This window comes from Xanthomonas sp. NCPPB 1754 (assembly GCF_041475725.2).
In the GTDB taxonomy this organism is placed as follows: Bacteria; Pseudomonadota; Gammaproteobacteria; order Xanthomonadales; family Xanthomonadaceae; genus Xanthomonas; species Xanthomonas euvesicatoria.
Genome location: NZ_CM192982.1, coordinates 4,448,205 through 4,464,485, shown reverse-complemented (window position 1 = coordinate 4,464,485; position 16,281 = coordinate 4,448,205). Strand labels below are relative to the sequence as shown.

Sequence of the window (16,281 nt, the reverse complement as noted above, 5' to 3'; positions counted from 1 at the left end):
TGCGGAATCGATCAGGCGTCGTTCTCGACCGCGGCCTTGCTCTTGGGCGTCAGCTTCAGCAGACGTCCGGTGCTGCCACTGGCTTCGTCTTCCAGTAGCCAGAGCGCGCCGTCCGGACCTTGTTCCACTTCGCGGATGCGTGCGCCCATGTCGTAACGCGCCACTTCGCGCGGCTGGTCGCCCAGCGACACCTGCACCAGCGCCATCGACGACAGCCCACCGATGAAGCCATTGCCGCGCCACGCCGGGAACTGCTTGCCGCTGTAGATCACAAAGCCTGCCGGCGAAATCACCGGTGTCCAGCTGATCTTGGGCGCGGCGAACTCCGGGCGCGTGTAGTGGTCGGGGATCGGCGTGCCGTCATAGTTGTCGCCGTTGGAGACGATCGGGTAGCCATAGTTGGCGCCACGCTGGATCAGGTTCAACTCATCGCCGCCGAGCGGGCCCATTTCGTGTTCCCACAGGCGGCCCCTGCTGTCGAAGGCCAGGCCAAGAATATTGCGGTGACCCAACGACCACACCTGCGCAGCAACGCCGCCTTGCGCAACGAACGGGTTGTCGGTCGGTACGCTGCCGTCGTCGTTGAGCCGGATCAGCTTGCCGAGGTTGGCTTTCATGTCCTGGGCAGGAGTGAATTTCTGCCGTTCGCTGGAGCTGATCCACAGTTTGCCATCGGGCCCGAACGCGAGCCGATGCCCGAAGTGGCCATTGCCGGTGACCTTGGGATCCTGGCGCCAGATCACCTTCAGGTCCGACAGCGTGCCGCCGCCGGTTGCATCCAGCGTGAGTTTGGCGCGCGCCACCGCGGCGCCCCGCGTGTCGCCCTCGCCGGGCTCGGCATAACTCACGTAGACCAGCCCGTTCTTGGCGAAGCGCGGATGCGCCAGCACATCGCCGAAACCGCCCTGGCCACCATAAGCAACGGCCGGAATACCGGTAATGGCGCTCTTGCGCTTGGTCTTTAAGTCCAGTCGCATCAAGGCGCCGCGCTTTTCGCTGACCAGCAAGCTGCCATCGGGCAGAAAGGTCATTGCCCACGGTTCGTCGAAATCGGCGACCGTGGTGGCCTGAAATGGCCACTGTGCCTTGGGAATGGAGGCCGCGGGGGCGGCTGCGGGCGCAGCAACTGCAGTGCCGGCAGTAAACAGGGTGGCCGAGCAGGCCAGGGCAAGCACACGACGGACAGACATGGGGTCCTCCTGGGGATGGGCGCGGTACGTTGCAGCCCTCCCGCAACGTGTCCCGCGTCGGGTTTTCAAGTACCTTACACGACGTCGCCGGGGGCACCCTTGTTGCAGATCACTGTCTGCACGACGCCCGCGTCTCACATCGTTGTATGTCGTGCATCGTTTCACCATGGAAAGACGTTTCCATAGCCACGCAAAAAACCTCGCCTGCTTTTATCGCTGCATCCTGGACCGCCTTGTTGCTAGGCAGTGCGGCATATCTGATCGAGTTGTGGAATGCCGAGAGGTTGCTCAACGAAAAGGGTTACTACTTCACGCTGCTACTGTTCGGTTTATTCGCATCGGTATCATTGCAGAAGAGCGTGCGTGACCGTGCCGATGGGATTCCGGTCACTGGCTTGTACTACGCCATTTGCTGGTTTTCGCTGATCGTCGCATTGGTGCTGCTGACCATCGGCCTGATCAATGCCACGCTGTTGCTGAGCGAAAAAAGCTTTTATGCCATGGCGTATGCGTTGAGCCTGTTCGGTGCGGTTGCGGTGCAGAACAATACCTGCGATGCGATGGAGATCACCGACGCGCCGCGCAGTGCGCGTAGCGTGCCGCCAGTACTCGACTGATCCATTGCAGATCGTAAGACGCAACAACGCCACCTTGACGGTGGCGTTGTCGTCTCAGCGCTTATGCGTATCGTCCCCGGTGACGAAATCGGCTGCGTTTTCCCAGGCGCGCTTGACGGCATGCCGCGCCTTGCTCCAACTCAGCGACGAGGTGCCGCGCTTGGCTTCCCAATCGCGATGCAATTCGGCTTCGACCTGGTCGTAGGCACGTGCGTTGTCGCGGATGCGCGCTTCATGCCCTGCAAGATAAGCGCCCTCATAATCTTCGTAGCGATCACCTTCGGTGTAATACGGCTCTTCGGTGAAGCGTTCGCGCCAATACGTCGATATGTTCTGACTGCGGTCTTCGTCCGGTGCCCGGCCCGGAATCTGATACGGCACGTTCATGCCTGTCTCCGTGGTGGATGTGCGAATTACCCTAGGCCGATTGCCGTTAATTTCATTGCCAGGGCAGGTGAGGAGTACATCAATGCAGCAGGCTCGAAACGGCAGCGTCGGCCACGCTTTTCAACGTGCGATCGCTGCAACGTTGCGTGGCATGGCAGGCGCCTGGTCGATCGCTTCAAGTGGTCGCTGAGGCCGCTTCATACGGCAATGGGGTGGCACCTGCCGCCACCATGGCGGCCTCGGCGTCCTGGAGCTCCGGCTGCTCTGCGTCGATGATCACCAGCACGCGCCCGGCCTGGATTTGATCTTCGAACTGACGACGCACCGGATCGGGCACCGTGGCGCCGATCAACGCCGACGACCAGCTGCCGACCAGCGCACCAGCCAGTGCCATGACGCCCGCGCCGGCCAAGGTCAGCCCGATCGGCGGTACTGCGATGGCGACCAGGCCAGCCACCAGGCCGGCGGCACCGCCGGTGGCAGCGCCGCGTGCGGCAGCGGGAAGGAAGTCGGTCTTGACGTCCTTACGTTCGTCCGGCACCTCCTGCAGCTCGATATCGGAGCGGGCAATCAACGAGAGCGCATCATTGTCGATGCCGGTACTGCGCGCGGCCTGCAGCACGCGCTGGGCGCTGTCGAGATCGGCGGTGCTGTAGACATGGCGCAGTTTCATCGCAAGCTCCCATGCAGATAGAAGCGCAGCGTTGGGTGCGCGCGGTTAGGTGTGCGTGAGCGCTGCGCGAGCATGCCGCGAAATCGCAGGTCATCGCCGGGCGCGCGGCTCACTGCCCGATGGACGGGAACGTGCAGCAAACATGCGTTCGTGCGCGCATGCCGCCTCGAAGGCTGCTCAACCGCAGTTCGTCGTGCCCTCAGCCGCTTTCGACCTGCTTGCGCGGAAACAGATAAAACACCCAGCCGACCAGAAGTGCGACGCCTGCTGCGGCCAGATTCTGCCAACTGGCGCTGGCCAGCAGGCCCAGCGACAGCACCAAGGCGGCAATGGGGATGGCCGGGCCGCCGGGCAGGCGCAACGTGTCGGTGCGCTGCCGGTACCTGCGCGCCAGCACGATCACTGCTGCGGCGGTGCCGATGTAGGCGAACAGGCGGGTGACCATCGACAGCAATGCCAGCTGCGTAAACGATCCCGACAACGCCAATGCAAGCGACAAAGCACCCTGCGTCAGCACCGCCGCGGCGGGCGTGTGGAAGCGCGGATGCACGCGTGCGAGAAACGCAGGGCCATAGCCATCGCGCGCAAGCGCAAACAGAAAGCGCGGGCCGAGCATCACGGTGTTGCTGGTGGTGCCGAGGATGGAAATGGTGGCACCCACGGTGAGGATCAGTGCCAACGCTTCGCCACCGAATCGGCTTGCGGCATCTGCCAGAGGCGTCGGCGAGGCCGCAAGGTTGGGCAGGGTGCCTTGCGCCACCACCTGCACGGCGGCGTAGATCAGGGTGACGGTGACGATCATGGTGATCAACGCAAATGGCACATCGCGCCGCGGGTTGCGGTATTCGCCAGCGGCCGCCGGAATGTTTTCGAAACCCGCGTAGGCGAACAGCAGCAGCAAGGCCGCTTCACCGAGATTGCCCAGGTCGCGCAGATCGGGAGCGGTGCCGGCAAAGGCCCACGACCAATCGACATAGAACAGGCCGATCGCCACGAACAGCAACAACGGCACCAGCTTGCCGATGACCAGCGCGATGCCGGTGCGCGCGGCCGACTTCACGCCGATCACGTTGATGGCGGTGAGCAGTCCCAGCGAGCCGACGACCACCAGCAAGCGCGCCCAGGGATCGGTGGAGGCGGTGGGCCAGAACCGCGCCACTGCGTCGGCCAGGCCATTGCTCAAGGCGGCGGCCGAGCTGATGCGGGTAAGCCAGATCATCCAGCCAATCTGAAAACCGACGAACGGGCCGAATGCTTCGCGCGTATAGAGATAGCTGCCGCCCGGCGTATCGAAGTAGCTGCCCGCCTGCGCGTAGCACAGCACCAGCAAGGCGACCGCGAGGCCGGCCAGCATCACGGCCCACAAGCTCATCGGCCCGAGCAGCGCGGCGGTTGCGGCAGGCAGCAGGTAGATGCCGCTGCCGATGACATCGTTGATCGACAGGCCGACGATCTGCCATCGGCTGACGACACGGACCAACCCCGTCGCGTCCGGCGCAGGTTGCGGCGTGCTCATGGCGCGTCCTCGGTCAGTGCAGGCAATTGCCATGCAGTGTGCAGGCGTGCGTATTCGGTGCGTGGCAGCAGCACGAACAACGGGCGATCTTCCGGCTTCAGCCAGGCGAGCAGGCGTTGCATGTCGGCCGCCGCCATCGCAGTGCAGCCGGCGGTGAACTGGCCCGGCGTGCGCCACAAGTGCGCGAAGATGCAGCTGCCGCGCCCGGGAATGGCCTTGGGGTTGTGCGCGATCACGAAACCCTCGCTGTAGCGCGCATCGCCTGGGTGGCGCAGATCCAGACGCATCGGCTCGGTCGAGCCGGCGACGGCGGCCTCGCCCACTTGCGCGGCATCGACGATGCGGTTGTACAGCGGCGAGCTGGGCACATCCATGCAGTAGTGGGTGGCGCTCATCGCCTGGTACGGCATCGCGCTGTCGATCTTCGAGGCATAGCCGAACGCCGGGCCGATGGCGAAGACGCCGGCAGGGCTGCGGCCATCGCCTTCGCGCTTCTGCGGGCCTTGCGTCTGCGCCGGATGCAGGCCCTCGCCCCAGGCACTGCCATGCCGCCCGAGCGCGACGGTAAAGCTCCGGGCAGCCGGTTGCCATTTGCCATCCACACGGGTGAAGGTGTGCAGACGCGCCTGGGTGCTGTTCCAGTCCGCGGTGGTCACCACGATCAACGTGCGTGCCTGATTCAACGCATCGACCGGGCTGGCCGCAATGGAGAGACTGCTACAGCTTGTCAGCGCCAACAGCACAAGGGATCGAAACACGGTGGCAAGGCGCATGCAGGCTCCGGGTGTTGGGTCGAGCGGGATGAATCTAGGGGCGACACACGTTGCTGAAGACGGGGGCCACGCTGGTGTCGCGTGATCGCACCGCCTTGTCGTTACTGTACTCAGCAATGCCGCCCGGTGGTGCATATGCGTGCCGCGCAGCAGGCAGGCGCGTCCGTTGCCCGGAATCGGCGAGTAACGCTGGTCATACCAACGTTTCAGCGCGGTCTGCTCCACTTGGGAGCCGTGCGCTGCACCGCGTCCGCCGCTTTCACGCCGGCAACAGCTCCAGCCCACGAATGCGGCGGATGCCCAGTCCCGGCGAATCGTCGATGTGTATCTGCGCCTCGTCGAAATGCGCGCCGCCCTCGGTGGGGTCGAACTGCCCGAGCGCAGGTGCATCCAGATCGGCCAGGGTGATGCTGTCGGCCTTGGCCACCGCCAGATGCACCGCGGCAGCCACGCTGATGCTGGATTCGATCATGCAGCCGATCATGCATGGCAGCCCGTACACCCCGGCGGTGTCGGCGATGCGGATGGCATTGGACAGCCCGCCGGTCTTCATCAGTTTGATGTTGATGATGTCGGCGGCGCGACGCTGAATCAGCTCGATCACCTGCGTGGGCGAGAAGACGCTCTCGTCGGCCATCACCGGCGTGTCGATGCGTGCGGTGACGAAGGCGAGCCCGTCGAGGTCGGCGGCCTTGACCGGCTGCTCCAGCAGCTCCAGCGCGATGCCGCCATCTTCCAGCGTGCGCATGGTGCGCACCGCTTGTTTGGGCGTCCAACCTTGATTGGCATCCAGCCGCAGCGATGCGCGCCCGGCCACTGCCGCATGAATTGCCGTGACGCGTTCGACATCCGACTCGATGTCCTTGCCGACCTTGATCTTCAGTGCGCGATAGCCACGTGCGAGCGCGGCCTGCGCCTGCGCCACCATGGTGTCGATCGCATCGGCACTGATGGTGATGTCGGTGGTGATACGCGGCGTGCCGCCACCGAGTAACCGGTACAGCGGCGCACCAAACGCCTGCGCCCACAGGTCGTACAGTGCGATTTCCACGGCGGCCTTGGCGCTGGTATTGCGTTCGATCGCGTGTTGGACGCGCCCGCATAGCCGGTTGAGATCGGCCACGTCCTGGTCGATCAGCTTGGGGCCGATGCAGTGTTCGATCGCGGCAATGATGCTGCCATGGGTGTCGCCGGTGATGGGCGCGGTGGCGGGCGCGGCGCCGTACCCGATATGGCCGCTGTCGGTCTGCAACAGCACCACCACGTCCTCGATTGCCTGCACCGTGCGCACGGCGGTCTTGAATGGTGTTTTCAAGGGCACGCGCAGCATGCCAAGCCGAAAGCCGGTGATCTTCATAAGGTGGCCGTTGGAAAAACGCGTTGAATGCGGGTGATGTGGTCGATGAATGCAGTGCCATCGCTGGCAAGCAACGGCAGCAACGGGGTGACCGACACACCATTCAAACGCGCGCGCTGCACGCTGCCATCGACGACGCGGTAACTGGCCCCGGCCACATCATGGATCACCCATGGCGTGCCATCTGCATGCCCGATGACCAGCATCACATGGCCTGGAATGTAGATCAGATCGCCAACCTGCAGCTGTGCGAGCCGTTGCAGGCGGTGCGCCAACGGCGCGCCAGCGTCGAACGCAACACCGTGCAACACCGCGCTGCGCGCCTGATCGCCGGTATTGCGAGGCAGCGCGAGACCGAGGCTGCGATAGACATCCAGCACGAAGCCGCTGCAATCGCGCGCATCGTAGTCGTTGCCCCAGCCATAGCGTTCGCCAAGGAATTTGAAGGCCTGCTGGAGCAGTGCGGCGTCGGTGGCGGGCAATGCGCCGATGCGCACATCGGCACCGCGCGGCATCAATGCGGGCACCAGCTGCAGACGCCCATCGGCACTGCGCACCGGCAATTGCACCACGTGGGCCGCTAGCGGCAACTGTCCGTTGACTGGCTGCTGCGGCGGCCAGTCGCCGAGCAAGGGCAGGCTGGTGCCCATGTCCAGGGTCAGTGCAGAAATTGCCGGACGTTCGGGTGTGTAGACGGTCTGCCCGCGGGCTGCGGTGACGATCAGGCGCGGGCTGCGCTGTGCGTAATTCAGCACCTCGGTGCGGCTGCCTTCGGCAAGCTGCGTGCTTGCGATCCAGGCAGCGTAGTTGGCGGCGATCACGAACTTCCACGCGCCATCGGCACTGCTGTGCAGGACCGCCACCGGCGTGCCGGGGTATAGCGCCGATTCCTGGAAGCGGTCGATATCGCGGTCGTCGGTACTGGTGAACACACGCTGCGCAGTGGGGAAGGTGCGCAATGCGCCACGTGTGACGACCAGCGCAAAGCGCAGTGGCACCTGTGCGGGTATCGCATCCAATGCCAAGGCCGTGCGCAATGTCGCCAAGCGTGCGGTATCCAGACGCCGCCCGTCTGCGTCGTAGAGCGGACGCGTCGGTATTGCCGATAACGCGTCGATACGCGCTCTCACATCGGCTGCGGGCAGCGTCTGGGGAAGTTGCGCGATGTCATGCATCGATGCATCGTCGCGCAGCAGGCGTGTATTGACGTCGGCAATCTGCGCGGGGTCGATCCGCGGCATCTGCGCGTTGCGGCTGCGCCGGATCCAATACTCTGCGGTGAGCTGTGCATCGCTGACGACAAAGGGCGGTGCTTGCGCGGCCGGCGTGGCAGCAGGCGCTGGTGCGGCGCCGCTGGAACGGGCAAGCGCGATCAGCAGCAACATCAGCAGGTGGCGCGACAATAGCATGCAGGGCTCGGGAGGAAGGCAGCCGCTGGCGCGCTGCGAGGCAAGGCCGATAGTGGCATGCGGCGCAGAGCGTATCCACATGTCCTAACTGCGTGGCGACTCTTGCCGGCAGGGGACGTTTGGGGGCGCGTTGGTGCAGAGCGTGCGGGAAGCCCATGACCCTCCTTGCCGCAGCCGTAGATACGCGAGTGGCCGCTACTGCCGTCTCCGCAACGGCGATGCTTGCCAAGCTGGGAGACACCACCTGCGACTCACCGATGGCAGCGCGTAAGGCACCGCGCTGCCGACGGTCCCATCGGCAGACGGCCGCGCAAGCACGACTCGGCCGATAATGGTGCTGCGCAGGTCGTCCGGCCTTCCCAGGAGTAATCCGTGCTGCCCAGCTTTTCTCTCTCGTCATCGGCCTGGCTGCGTGCAGCTGTTTGCCTGGCCGCTCTGTCGCTGGGCGCCTGTGCCCACGCACCGCAGCGCAATCCGCTGGCGCAGTGGGGGCCATCGCCCAACTACGACACGCGGCGACCGATCCTGATCGTGTTGCATTTCACCGACCAGCAGTCAGTCCGGCAAAGCCTGAGTACCCTGCGCGGCCGCAACAGTGGCGGGCGCGTCAGTGCGCACTACCTGATCGGTGAAGACGGCCAGCGCTACCAATTGGTCAGCGATGGGCAGCGCGCCTGGCACGGCGGGGCCGGTCGCTGGGGCACCATCACCGACATCAATTCGGCCTCGATCGGCATCGAACTGGACAACGACGGTAGCGAGCCGTTCGCGCCGGCGCAGATCGACAGCCTGCTGGTGTTGCTGGACGATCTGTGTCAGCGCCTGCGTATCCCGCGCACGCAGATCGTCGGCCATGAAGACGTGGCCCCGACGCGCAAGAACGACCCCGGACCGTTGTTCCCCTGGAAGCGCCTGGCCGACGCCGGTTTCGGCCGCTGGCCCGCTGCCGACGCGCCCGCTGCCCCGGAAGGTTTCGATCCGTGGCAGGCGCTGGCCCTGATCGGCTACAGCATCGACGATCCGGCCGCCACCCTGCAGGCGTTTCACCACCACTATCGCGGCAACAGCGCCACCACCCTGGATGCCGAAGACCTGCGCATCTTGTCTGCGTTGACCCACCACGCGAGACCTTCCAGCCCGCGACCGGCGCTTGAGCCAACTGAAGGCGACGACCACTAGGCCCACGGGGATCGCGTCACGCTGTAGCCGGTGGCGAAAGACGCGCGGCTTGATCTACCGCGCAAATGCGGCCTCTTGCAAGGGAACCGAAATGACCGACAACCTGCTGTTCCGGAATGGGCGCTGCTGGCGTCAGTGCTTTGTTCAAGGCGCTTTGCTGATGAGCGCCGTGGCGCCATTTGCGCTGGTCGCCGGCCAGGTGCATATGTCCTCGGCAAGGACCGCGGCAGAGGCCGGCCTTGTGGACGTGCACGCCCTCGCGCCGGATATCGCATTGGACATGCGGTATGCGAGCAGCAACAACTTCACTGGGCGGATGGTACCGGGCTATGACGCGCCGCGGTGTTACCTGTTGCGGCCGGCTGCCGACGCATTGGCGCGGGTAGCGCAGACGCTCAAGGCCGAGGGCTATCGGCTACAGGTGTTCGATTGCTATCGGCCGGTGCGGTCGGTGAAGGCATTCGTCACCTGGGCTGCGGATCTGCAGGATCAATCGACCAAGGCGCAGTACTACCCGCGGGTGGACAAGCGCGCACTGCTGGGCGATTACATTGCGCCCACCTCCGGGCACAGCCGTGGCGCGACGCTGGACCTGGGCTTGCTGGAGTGCCGGCCGGGCGGGTGCCGTGCAGTGGACATGGGCACAGGATTCGACTTCTTCGATGCGCGGGCGCACACCCACGCGCCCGACATCAGCGCAGCGCAACGCGCGCACCGCCAGCGCCTGTTGCAGGCGATGGCGGCCGAAGGATTTTCCAACTATCCGATGGAATGGTGGCATTTCACGTTGCGTCCCGAACCCACGCCCGAGACGGCCTACGATGTTCCGGTGGACTGACAGCGACCAGGCAACACGCTCTTGGTCGCTGATCGATCTGGTCGTGCTCGCGATCGGTTGGCCGCTCGCGAGACCCGTGGAGGCAGGCATCGTGTCGACGTCGGCCGCACTTGCATGGTCGGGCGCGTGCTCGCCTCATGCAGATCGTGCTGGCATCGGTCGCCTCACCGGCACGGCGCAAGCACCAGCGCAGCGCCAGTCGTACACTCCGATGTCCGCCAGCAGCATCGGCCGGGGTCGCCCGCCACGTCCGGTCACTGGCTTCGATAGATCCAAGGAACCGTCATGTCCGACCCGGAACGCTTTGTCGATATCGCCTGCCCGTACTGCGGGGAGTGGATCACGCTGGCGCTGGACCTGACGGGCGGCGATCAGCATTACATCGAAGATTGCCAGGTCTGCTGCAAGCCGATTGCGGTAAGCGTGCGCTGGGACGAAGAAGGCGAAGCGCAGGTGACTGCGCGTGGTCAGGACGACGCCTGAGCCATTGTGCGGGCGGCCGCATCTGGCCCGCCTGTGATTGTGATACGCGACAGTAGCGCGCCCGGTGGCATGCGTATGCCGGCAATCGCCTGTCATCTGCAGGTCGTCACGGCCGCGCCATGGGCCTGGCAGCCTCCGGTTCGTTCAGGGCACCCGCGTTGCAAGGCGCGCGGATCCAGGCGCTGCAGCCGCTAGACTGGTGCGCCTGCTGCCTGGATCGTCACAATGAATCTGCCCCTGCATTTCGGCCTGCTCGGTTCACTGGAGGCCGGGCTGATTGCGCTCGTCCTGGGCGTGGTGGTCTTTGCGGCAGTGGAGCGGGGCGGGCGACGGTTGCAGTTCAACCATGGCCACACGCTGGGCATTGCGTGCCTGCTGGCCGTGGCCATCGGTGCCGGATACGACATCTGGCATCTCGTCTACACCAGCATCGTGCGGCTGGAATCGCCGTTGTATGCGCGCCTGGCGCTGGCCAAGATCCACGACCCCAACGAATTGGGCTCGCGCGTGGTGCTGGAAGTGGCCGGCGCGCTCGCTGGCGTGGTGCTGGGTTGGAAACTGTTCAGTTCCGGGAGCTGGGAAAACGACCCGCCAAGTGCCTGAGCGTGCGGCATAAAGTGCGGGGCATGTCGCAAAATTCCATGCATTGAATGAGGCGCTTCGGTTTGACTCACTTACGCCTAACAGGCGCTTAGCCGCAAATATTCAGGCGGTGGTTAAAAGCCTGTTTCGCGCGAAATTGCGCCGAGTTGGGCGTTCATTTGCGATGGGTAGGGTGGTGCCATGTGCGGCGACACCGCGCATTCCCAAGCATAAGGAGACCACCCCAATGAAGAATCGCAACCGCACCTCGCTGCTCGCCGCTACCGCCGCTCTTGCTGCCGCCCTGGCGCTGCCGGCGATGGCGCAAAGCACTTCTCAGGACGCAGCGGCGCAGTCCGGCAGTTCGGCCACCTCCGCACAATCGAGCGGTGCAAGCTCCGGTGGCGGCCAGACGTGGGCCAGCGTGGACACCGACAGCGATGGCGCCATCAGCAAGCAGGAAGCGCAGGTCAACGCCGGCCTCGCGCAGATCTTCGATCAGGCCGACGGCAACACCGATGGCAAGCTGACCCCGGATGAGTACAAGGCCTTCGTCGCCAAGCAGCAGGGTGGCGGTGCCACCGGTTCGCAGGGCAACTAAGCCACGTTCAACATAGCGCTGGTTTGAGGAAGTAAGGCAAGCAACGCGCCGACGTAGAGTCCCGTCGGCGCTCAGCGACCAGCTTGACCTGCACCAGCAACAGGATGGACACGCGGGAGCGATCTGCCAGGGTCGCTCCCGTTTTGTTGACGTCTGCCGGGTTAGGGTGAGCCGTTCCGTGTCGAGCGCTCATCGATCATGTCGCACTTACGTCTTACCCTTCTGCTCGGGTTGGCGAACCCCGTGCTTGCGCTCGCCGCACCGCCGGTGTTGCCGCCCGCCACCCCGACGACGTCGGTGCCGGCAACCGCTGGCAGCACCACACCGGCGATGTCGCCGTTGCCGATCGATCCGCCGGCTCCGGCCACCACGCCCCTGCTGCCGACGGCACCCGGGCCCGCCAAGTCCACGAGCGGTGCCGAGGCGTCCGCTGCCGCCGCCGGCAGCCTGGCACCGCGCAGTTTCCGTAGCCTGGATACAGACGCCGACGGATCGCTGACGCTGGCCGAAGCAAGCGCCGACCCGGTGTTGCGCGAAAACTTCGCCAGCTTCGACAGCAATGGCGACGGGCGTCTGTCGCGCGAGGAATTCGCCAGCTATCAGCCTGGCCCGGGCGATGCTGCAGGCGATTGAGCACGGTGCCATACCCGTGCGCTGCTAAACTTGCCCGATGAGCTCACTTGCACAGCGCGACGGCCAGGCGATCCAACTGGTCGGCTTCGATGGCGACGATACCCTCTGGAAAAGCGAGGACTATTACCGCACTGCCGAAGCGGATTTCGAAGCGGTCCTGGCCGGGTACCTGGATCTGGGCGACAGCCGCATGCAGCAGCATTTGCTGGCGGTGGAGCGGCGCAACCTCAAGGTCTTCGGGTATGGCGCCAAGGGCATGACGCTGTCGATGATCGAAACCGCGATCGAACTGACCCAGGCGCGCATTGCCGCGCACGATATCCAGCGCATCGTCGAGATCGGCCGCGCCACGCTGCAGCATCCGGTGGAAGTGATTGCCGGGGTGCGCGAGGCAGTCAGTGCGATTGCCGCCGAGTACCAAGTGGTGCTGATCACCAAGGGCGACCTGTTTCACCAGGAGCAGAAGATCGAGCAATCTGGCCTGGCCGATCTGTTCCCGCGGGTGGAAGTGGTGTCCGAAAAGGATCCCCGGACTTATGCGCGCGTGCTCGGCGAATTCGGTTTGCCGGCGCAGCAGTTTGCAATGATCGGCAATTCGCTGCGTTCGGATGTGGAACCGGTACTGGCCATCGGTGGTTGGGGCATCTACACCCCGTACGCGGTGACCTGGGCGCACGAACAAGAGCACGGGGTCGCGGCCGACGAACCGCGCATGCGCGAAGTGCCCGACGCCGCCGGCTGGCCGGCAGCGGTGCAGGCGCTGGATGCGTTGGCGCGGCGGCAGGGCTAAGCTGGGGTGGGGCGCCGTTGTTGCGGCTATGCTGGTTTGGTAAGTTGATGCGTCAACGCGCGGGCGCCTCACGCGCCCAACGACAGGATGTTTACGGCTGTGCATGCGTGCGCGGCCGGAGCTTGGAGGGAGTGCCGATGACCATGGTGTCCGTTGCCCAGCGCGCCGGTTTGGCCTTGTTGCTCGGGCTGCTAGCGAGCGCCGCACCGCTGGCTGCCGCTGAGCTGGAAGAGGAAATCATCAACCCGAGCGAAGTCACCTTTCGCGACGGGCAGCCTTACTACGACGACGGCGGCGATTACGTACGCCTGCAAACGCGCCGTGTGGGCGGTGAGCTGGTGTATTTCCGTAAGGTGCGCTTCGATCGCGAGCAGGGCTATGTGGATGCGCACGGCGAGAGTGTCGCCAGGTCGCAGGCTCGAGCGAGCGAGCGCGATCGCAGCGACGGGTTTGTCGGCGCCGGGTACGACGACCGGGATGTGGGCGATGGCGGATATCGGGCCGTTGGTGGCCCACTTCGCCTTGGTGCCTCGCGCAACCGCCCCTACGGCCAGATGTATTATGGCAATGGTCTGTATGGTCCGGATCCGTACAGCAGTCCGCACAATCGCGACGCACGCCAGCGTTACATCGGCCCCGGCTACATCGGCCCCGGCTACATCGGCTCCTGCGATCTGAGCGGTTGCCGCGAGGTTCACCAGTTCGGGTTTTACGAGCTGCGCTAGGAGTCAGGGTGCGGCCCACGCCATCCATTGGACGTACCGTGTCATTGCCGCGCAGATCGCCGTGGCCGATCTTTCGCCGGACCTTGGACTGCGCGCCGCGGCTGACGACCACTGCAATGGCTGGTTGAAATCAGTGCGCACGGGGCCGCTGCGGCCGACGCGCTGATCTATGCCTGATAGTGCACCTGGGGCACTGCGCTGCGCTTCCTCGCCAGGCGTGGGCCGTTGATACGCGGGTGTGCCTGGCGCCCAGCAGCGGCGCTTGACCCGGCGCCCGCCTGACAGCACCGCACGCATGCGGCATCATCGCTGCATGCCTGTCTCTTGCTCATCCGTGTTGCGCTCCGTGCCATTGCTGGTGGCCTCGCTGTGGCCGGCGCTGTGCGCAGCGCAGGCCTCGCCGCCATCGGCGACCGCAGCTGCAACGGAAGAAGCGGCGCCAGCGGTGACGCCAGGCACCGGCGACGCCTGGGTGGATCAGCACCTGGCCGATATGGGCAGTTATGCGCAGCGCTATCCGGCCAGCTTCATCGACGAGGTGGCGCGCTATACCGGCACGCCGCGCGCGTATGTGCAGGCGCTGCTGCAAGTGCACGGCTGGCATGCCGGGGACATCTATTTCGCGTGCTTCTGGGCGCAGACCGTGCAGCTGTCGTGCCGGGACACAGTACGCGCTTACAGCCGCGACCATCGCGATGGCTGGGAGGGTGTGGTCACGCGGCTGTCGGTGGCACCGGACAACCTGCACATGCGCGCACTGCGGCATGCCATCGTGGCCAGCTACGACCGCTGGGAACGTCCGATCACCCTGGACGCATTGCTGCGGCGCCAGCTCGGCGATCATGCGCAGCGCCTGGAAGCGGCGCGCCAGGCGAGCGAAGCGGCCGAAGCGGCGGTGCAGGCCGGGCTCTGACGCGGTCGCTGCGTCGTCGCGCCATGCACTTGCCGGCATGGCGCGGCTGTCTGCGCAACAACACGTCGCCTGCGATGCTGCCGTGCCGCTGGTCGACCCAGGCCGCGGTCGGCGAGAATGCGCTACCGCTGGCGTTCGGCCGGCACCTGCCCAAGACCAGCCCATGCGCGATACCGCCTTTGTCTCTCCCGATCAGATCCGCAGCTGGTTCGCCCAGGCGATGTCGGACATGTATCGCACCGAGGTGCCGTTGTATGGCGACCTGATGTCGCTGGTGGCGCAGGTCAACGCGCAGACGCTGCAAGCCAATCCGGCGCTGGCGCAGCGGCTGCAGCGCAACGACGAGCGCGCGCGGCTGGATCTGGAACGGCACGGCGCCATCCGCGTCGGCACGGCGGCCGAACTGGCGACCTTGCGTCGGTTGTTCGCAGTGATGGGCATGCAGCCAGTGGGCTATTACGACCTGTCGGTGGCCGGCGTGCCGGTGCATTCCACCGCATTCCGCCCGATCGACGAGGCGGCGCTGTCGGCAAATCCGTTTCGCGTGTTCACCTCGCTGCTGCGGCTGGAACTGATCGAAGACGCCGCCCTGCGCGCACAGGCCGAGCAGATCCTGCAGCAGCGCCAGATCTTTACCGCCGGCGCCTTGCAGTTGATCGAGCGCTACGAACAGCAGGGCGGGCTGGATGCCGATCAGGCACGGCAGTTCGTGGCCCAAGCGCTGGAAACCTTCCGCTGGCATGGCGATGCCACGGTGTCGTTGCCGACCTATCGCGCGCTGAGCCAGGCGCATAAGTTGATTGCCGATGTGGTGAGCTTCCACGGCCCGCACATCAATCACCTCACGCCACGCACGCTGGACATCGATGCCGCGCAGGAACAGATGCAGCGCGCCGGTATCGATGCCAAGGCGGTGATCGAGGGGCCGCCGCGTCGGCGCGTACCGATCCTGTTGCGGCAGACCAGTTTCAAGGCGCTGGAAGAGCCGGTGCGTTTTGTCGGCGATGGCGGGCAAGCGGAACACGGCACGCATACCGCACGCTTCGGCGAGATCGAGCAGCGCGGCCTTGCCCTTACGCCAAAGGGTCGCGCGCTGTACGACGCGCTGCTGGCGCAGGCGCGCGATGCCGATGGCGCCGGCAGCACCGGCACCGATTACGCCACCCGGCTGCAGACTGCCTTCGTGGCCTTCCCCGACGACGAGGCGTTGCTGCGGCAGGAAGGGCTGGGCTATTTCCGCTATGCGCTCACCGATGCCGGCCGCGCCGACCCAGCGCAGGTGGCCGCCATGCCGGCAGAAACCGCGATCGCGCTCGGCCTGGTCAGTGCCGACCCGATCATTTACGAAGATTTTTTGCCGGTCAGCGCGGCCGGCATCTTCCAATCCAACCTCGGTGGTGCCGAGCAACGCGCCTATGCCGCCCATTCGAGCAAGCGCAGTTTCGAGCAGGCGCTCGGTGCGCAGGTGCACGACGAATTCGCGCTGTATGCGCAGCTGGAGCGGGAGTCCTTGCAGGGGTTGCTTGCGTAGCATCGCGGCATGCCGCATGCCGCATGCGTCGGCGGTATCAAGCCGGGCTCAGCGCATGCGTCCGTGCTTGCTTTGCGCAGGTGT

Annotated in this window: 18 protein-coding genes; 11 read left to right on the top strand and 7 right to left on the bottom strand. The window is 65.4% G+C overall.

What is annotated here, in order from left to right; translation table 11 throughout:
- Window positions 1-11: 11 nt before the first annotated feature.
- Window positions 12-1,190, bottom strand: a complete 1,179-nt coding sequence (locus tag ACCQ15_RS19225) for a PQQ-dependent sugar dehydrogenase (protein WP_277573240.1) — start codon at window positions 1,188-1,190, stop codon at window positions 12-14.
- Between the two features lie 182 nt (window positions 1,191-1,372).
- Here ACCQ15_RS19225 and yiaA point away from each other — a divergent pair, with 182 nt between their 5' ends.
- A complete protein-coding gene (gene yiaA / locus ACCQ15_RS19220; protein ID WP_372381587.1) occupies window positions 1,373-1,807 on the top strand; it encodes an inner membrane protein YiaA in 435 nt (144 codons plus the stop codon).
- Between the two features lie 54 nt (window positions 1,808-1,861).
- Here the strand turns inward: yiaA and ACCQ15_RS19215 are convergent, their stop codons facing one another.
- From ACCQ15_RS19215 to ACCQ15_RS19190, 6 genes are all read right to left on the bottom strand, one after another.
- Complete coding sequence (locus ACCQ15_RS19215; RefSeq protein WP_014091261.1) at window positions 1,862-2,194, bottom strand: hypothetical protein; 333 nt, start codon at window positions 2,192-2,194, stop codon at window positions 1,862-1,864.
- Window positions 2,195-2,369: 175 nt separating this feature from the next.
- The gene (locus ACCQ15_RS19210) at window positions 2,370-2,867 is read right to left on the bottom strand and encodes a hypothetical protein (RefSeq protein ID WP_372380950.1); all 498 of its coding nucleotides are present in this window, start codon (window positions 2,865-2,867) and stop codon (window positions 2,370-2,372) included.
- Between the two features lie 199 nt (window positions 2,868-3,066).
- Complete coding sequence (locus ACCQ15_RS19205; protein ID WP_014091259.1) at window positions 3,067-4,383, bottom strand: APC family permease; 1,317 nt, start codon at window positions 4,381-4,383, stop codon at window positions 3,067-3,069.
- Window positions 4,380-5,156, bottom strand: coding sequence for a L,D-transpeptidase family protein (locus tag ACCQ15_RS19200; protein ID WP_218502695.1), 777 nt, complete (start codon window positions 5,154-5,156; stop codon window positions 4,380-4,382). The genes ACCQ15_RS19205 and ACCQ15_RS19200 overlap by 4 nt, the downstream gene beginning before the upstream one ends.
- A gap of 259 nt (window positions 5,157-5,415) precedes the next feature.
- A complete protein-coding gene (locus tag ACCQ15_RS19195; protein ID WP_372167025.1) occupies window positions 5,416-6,513 on the bottom strand; it encodes a dipeptide epimerase in 1,098 nt (365 codons plus the stop codon).
- Window positions 6,510-7,922 (bottom strand): C40 family peptidase, encoded by a 1,413-nt coding sequence (locus tag ACCQ15_RS19190; RefSeq protein ID WP_372380949.1) that lies wholly within the window; start codon window positions 7,920-7,922, stop codon window positions 6,510-6,512. The genes ACCQ15_RS19195 and ACCQ15_RS19190 overlap by 4 nt, the downstream gene beginning before the upstream one ends.
- A 372-nt stretch (window positions 7,923-8,294) precedes the next feature.
- On the opposite strand from ACCQ15_RS19190, the gene ACCQ15_RS19185 reads away from it, so the two are divergent.
- The 10 genes from ACCQ15_RS19185 to hglS all read left to right on the top strand — a co-directional run bounded on the left by ACCQ15_RS19185 (window position 8,295) and on the right by hglS (window position 16,197).
- On the top strand, window positions 8,295-9,101 hold the full coding sequence (locus tag ACCQ15_RS19185) for an N-acetylmuramoyl-L-alanine amidase (RefSeq protein ID WP_372380948.1): 807 nt from the start codon (window positions 8,295-8,297) through the stop codon (window positions 9,099-9,101).
- A gap of 91 nt (window positions 9,102-9,192) precedes the next feature.
- Entirely contained in the window at window positions 9,193-9,939 is a 747-nt protein-coding gene (locus ACCQ15_RS19180; protein WP_031425132.1) for a M15 family metallopeptidase, read from the top strand.
- 285 nt (window positions 9,940-10,224) lie between these two features.
- Window positions 10,225-10,422 (top strand): CPXCG motif-containing cysteine-rich protein, encoded by a 198-nt coding sequence (locus ACCQ15_RS19175; RefSeq protein WP_008577403.1) that lies wholly within the window; start codon window positions 10,225-10,227, stop codon window positions 10,420-10,422.
- 225 nt (window positions 10,423-10,647) lie between these two features.
- Entirely contained in the window at window positions 10,648-11,025 is a 378-nt protein-coding gene (locus ACCQ15_RS19170; protein WP_031425131.1) for a hypothetical protein, read from the top strand.
- A 226-nt stretch (window positions 11,026-11,251) separates the two neighbouring features.
- On the top strand, window positions 11,252-11,605 hold the full coding sequence (locus ACCQ15_RS19165) for an EF-hand domain-containing protein (RefSeq protein ID WP_005911460.1): 354 nt from the start codon (window positions 11,252-11,254) through the stop codon (window positions 11,603-11,605).
- Between the two features lie 231 nt (window positions 11,606-11,836).
- Window positions 11,837-12,238 (top strand): EF-hand domain-containing protein, encoded by a 402-nt coding sequence (locus ACCQ15_RS19160; protein WP_029820509.1) that lies wholly within the window; start codon window positions 11,837-11,839, stop codon window positions 12,236-12,238.
- Window positions 12,239-12,275: 37 nt separating this feature from the next.
- Window positions 12,276-13,028: an HAD family hydrolase gene (locus tag ACCQ15_RS19155; protein ID WP_071117254.1), complete on the top strand. Its 753-nt coding sequence runs from the start codon at window positions 12,276-12,278 to the stop codon at window positions 13,026-13,028.
- Between the two features lie 137 nt (window positions 13,029-13,165).
- Complete coding sequence (locus tag ACCQ15_RS19150; RefSeq protein WP_372380947.1) at window positions 13,166-13,753, top strand: hypothetical protein; 588 nt, start codon at window positions 13,166-13,168, stop codon at window positions 13,751-13,753.
- Between the two features lie 295 nt (window positions 13,754-14,048).
- Window positions 14,049-14,666 (top strand): hypothetical protein, encoded by a 618-nt coding sequence (locus ACCQ15_RS19145; protein WP_218533077.1) that lies wholly within the window; start codon window positions 14,049-14,051, stop codon window positions 14,664-14,666.
- Between the two features lie 163 nt (window positions 14,667-14,829).
- On the top strand, window positions 14,830-16,197 hold the full coding sequence (gene hglS / locus ACCQ15_RS19140; RefSeq protein WP_011348817.1) for a 2-oxoadipate dioxygenase/decarboxylase HglS: 1,368 nt from the start codon (window positions 14,830-14,832) through the stop codon (window positions 16,195-16,197).
- Window positions 16,198-16,281: the final 84 nt, after the last annotated feature.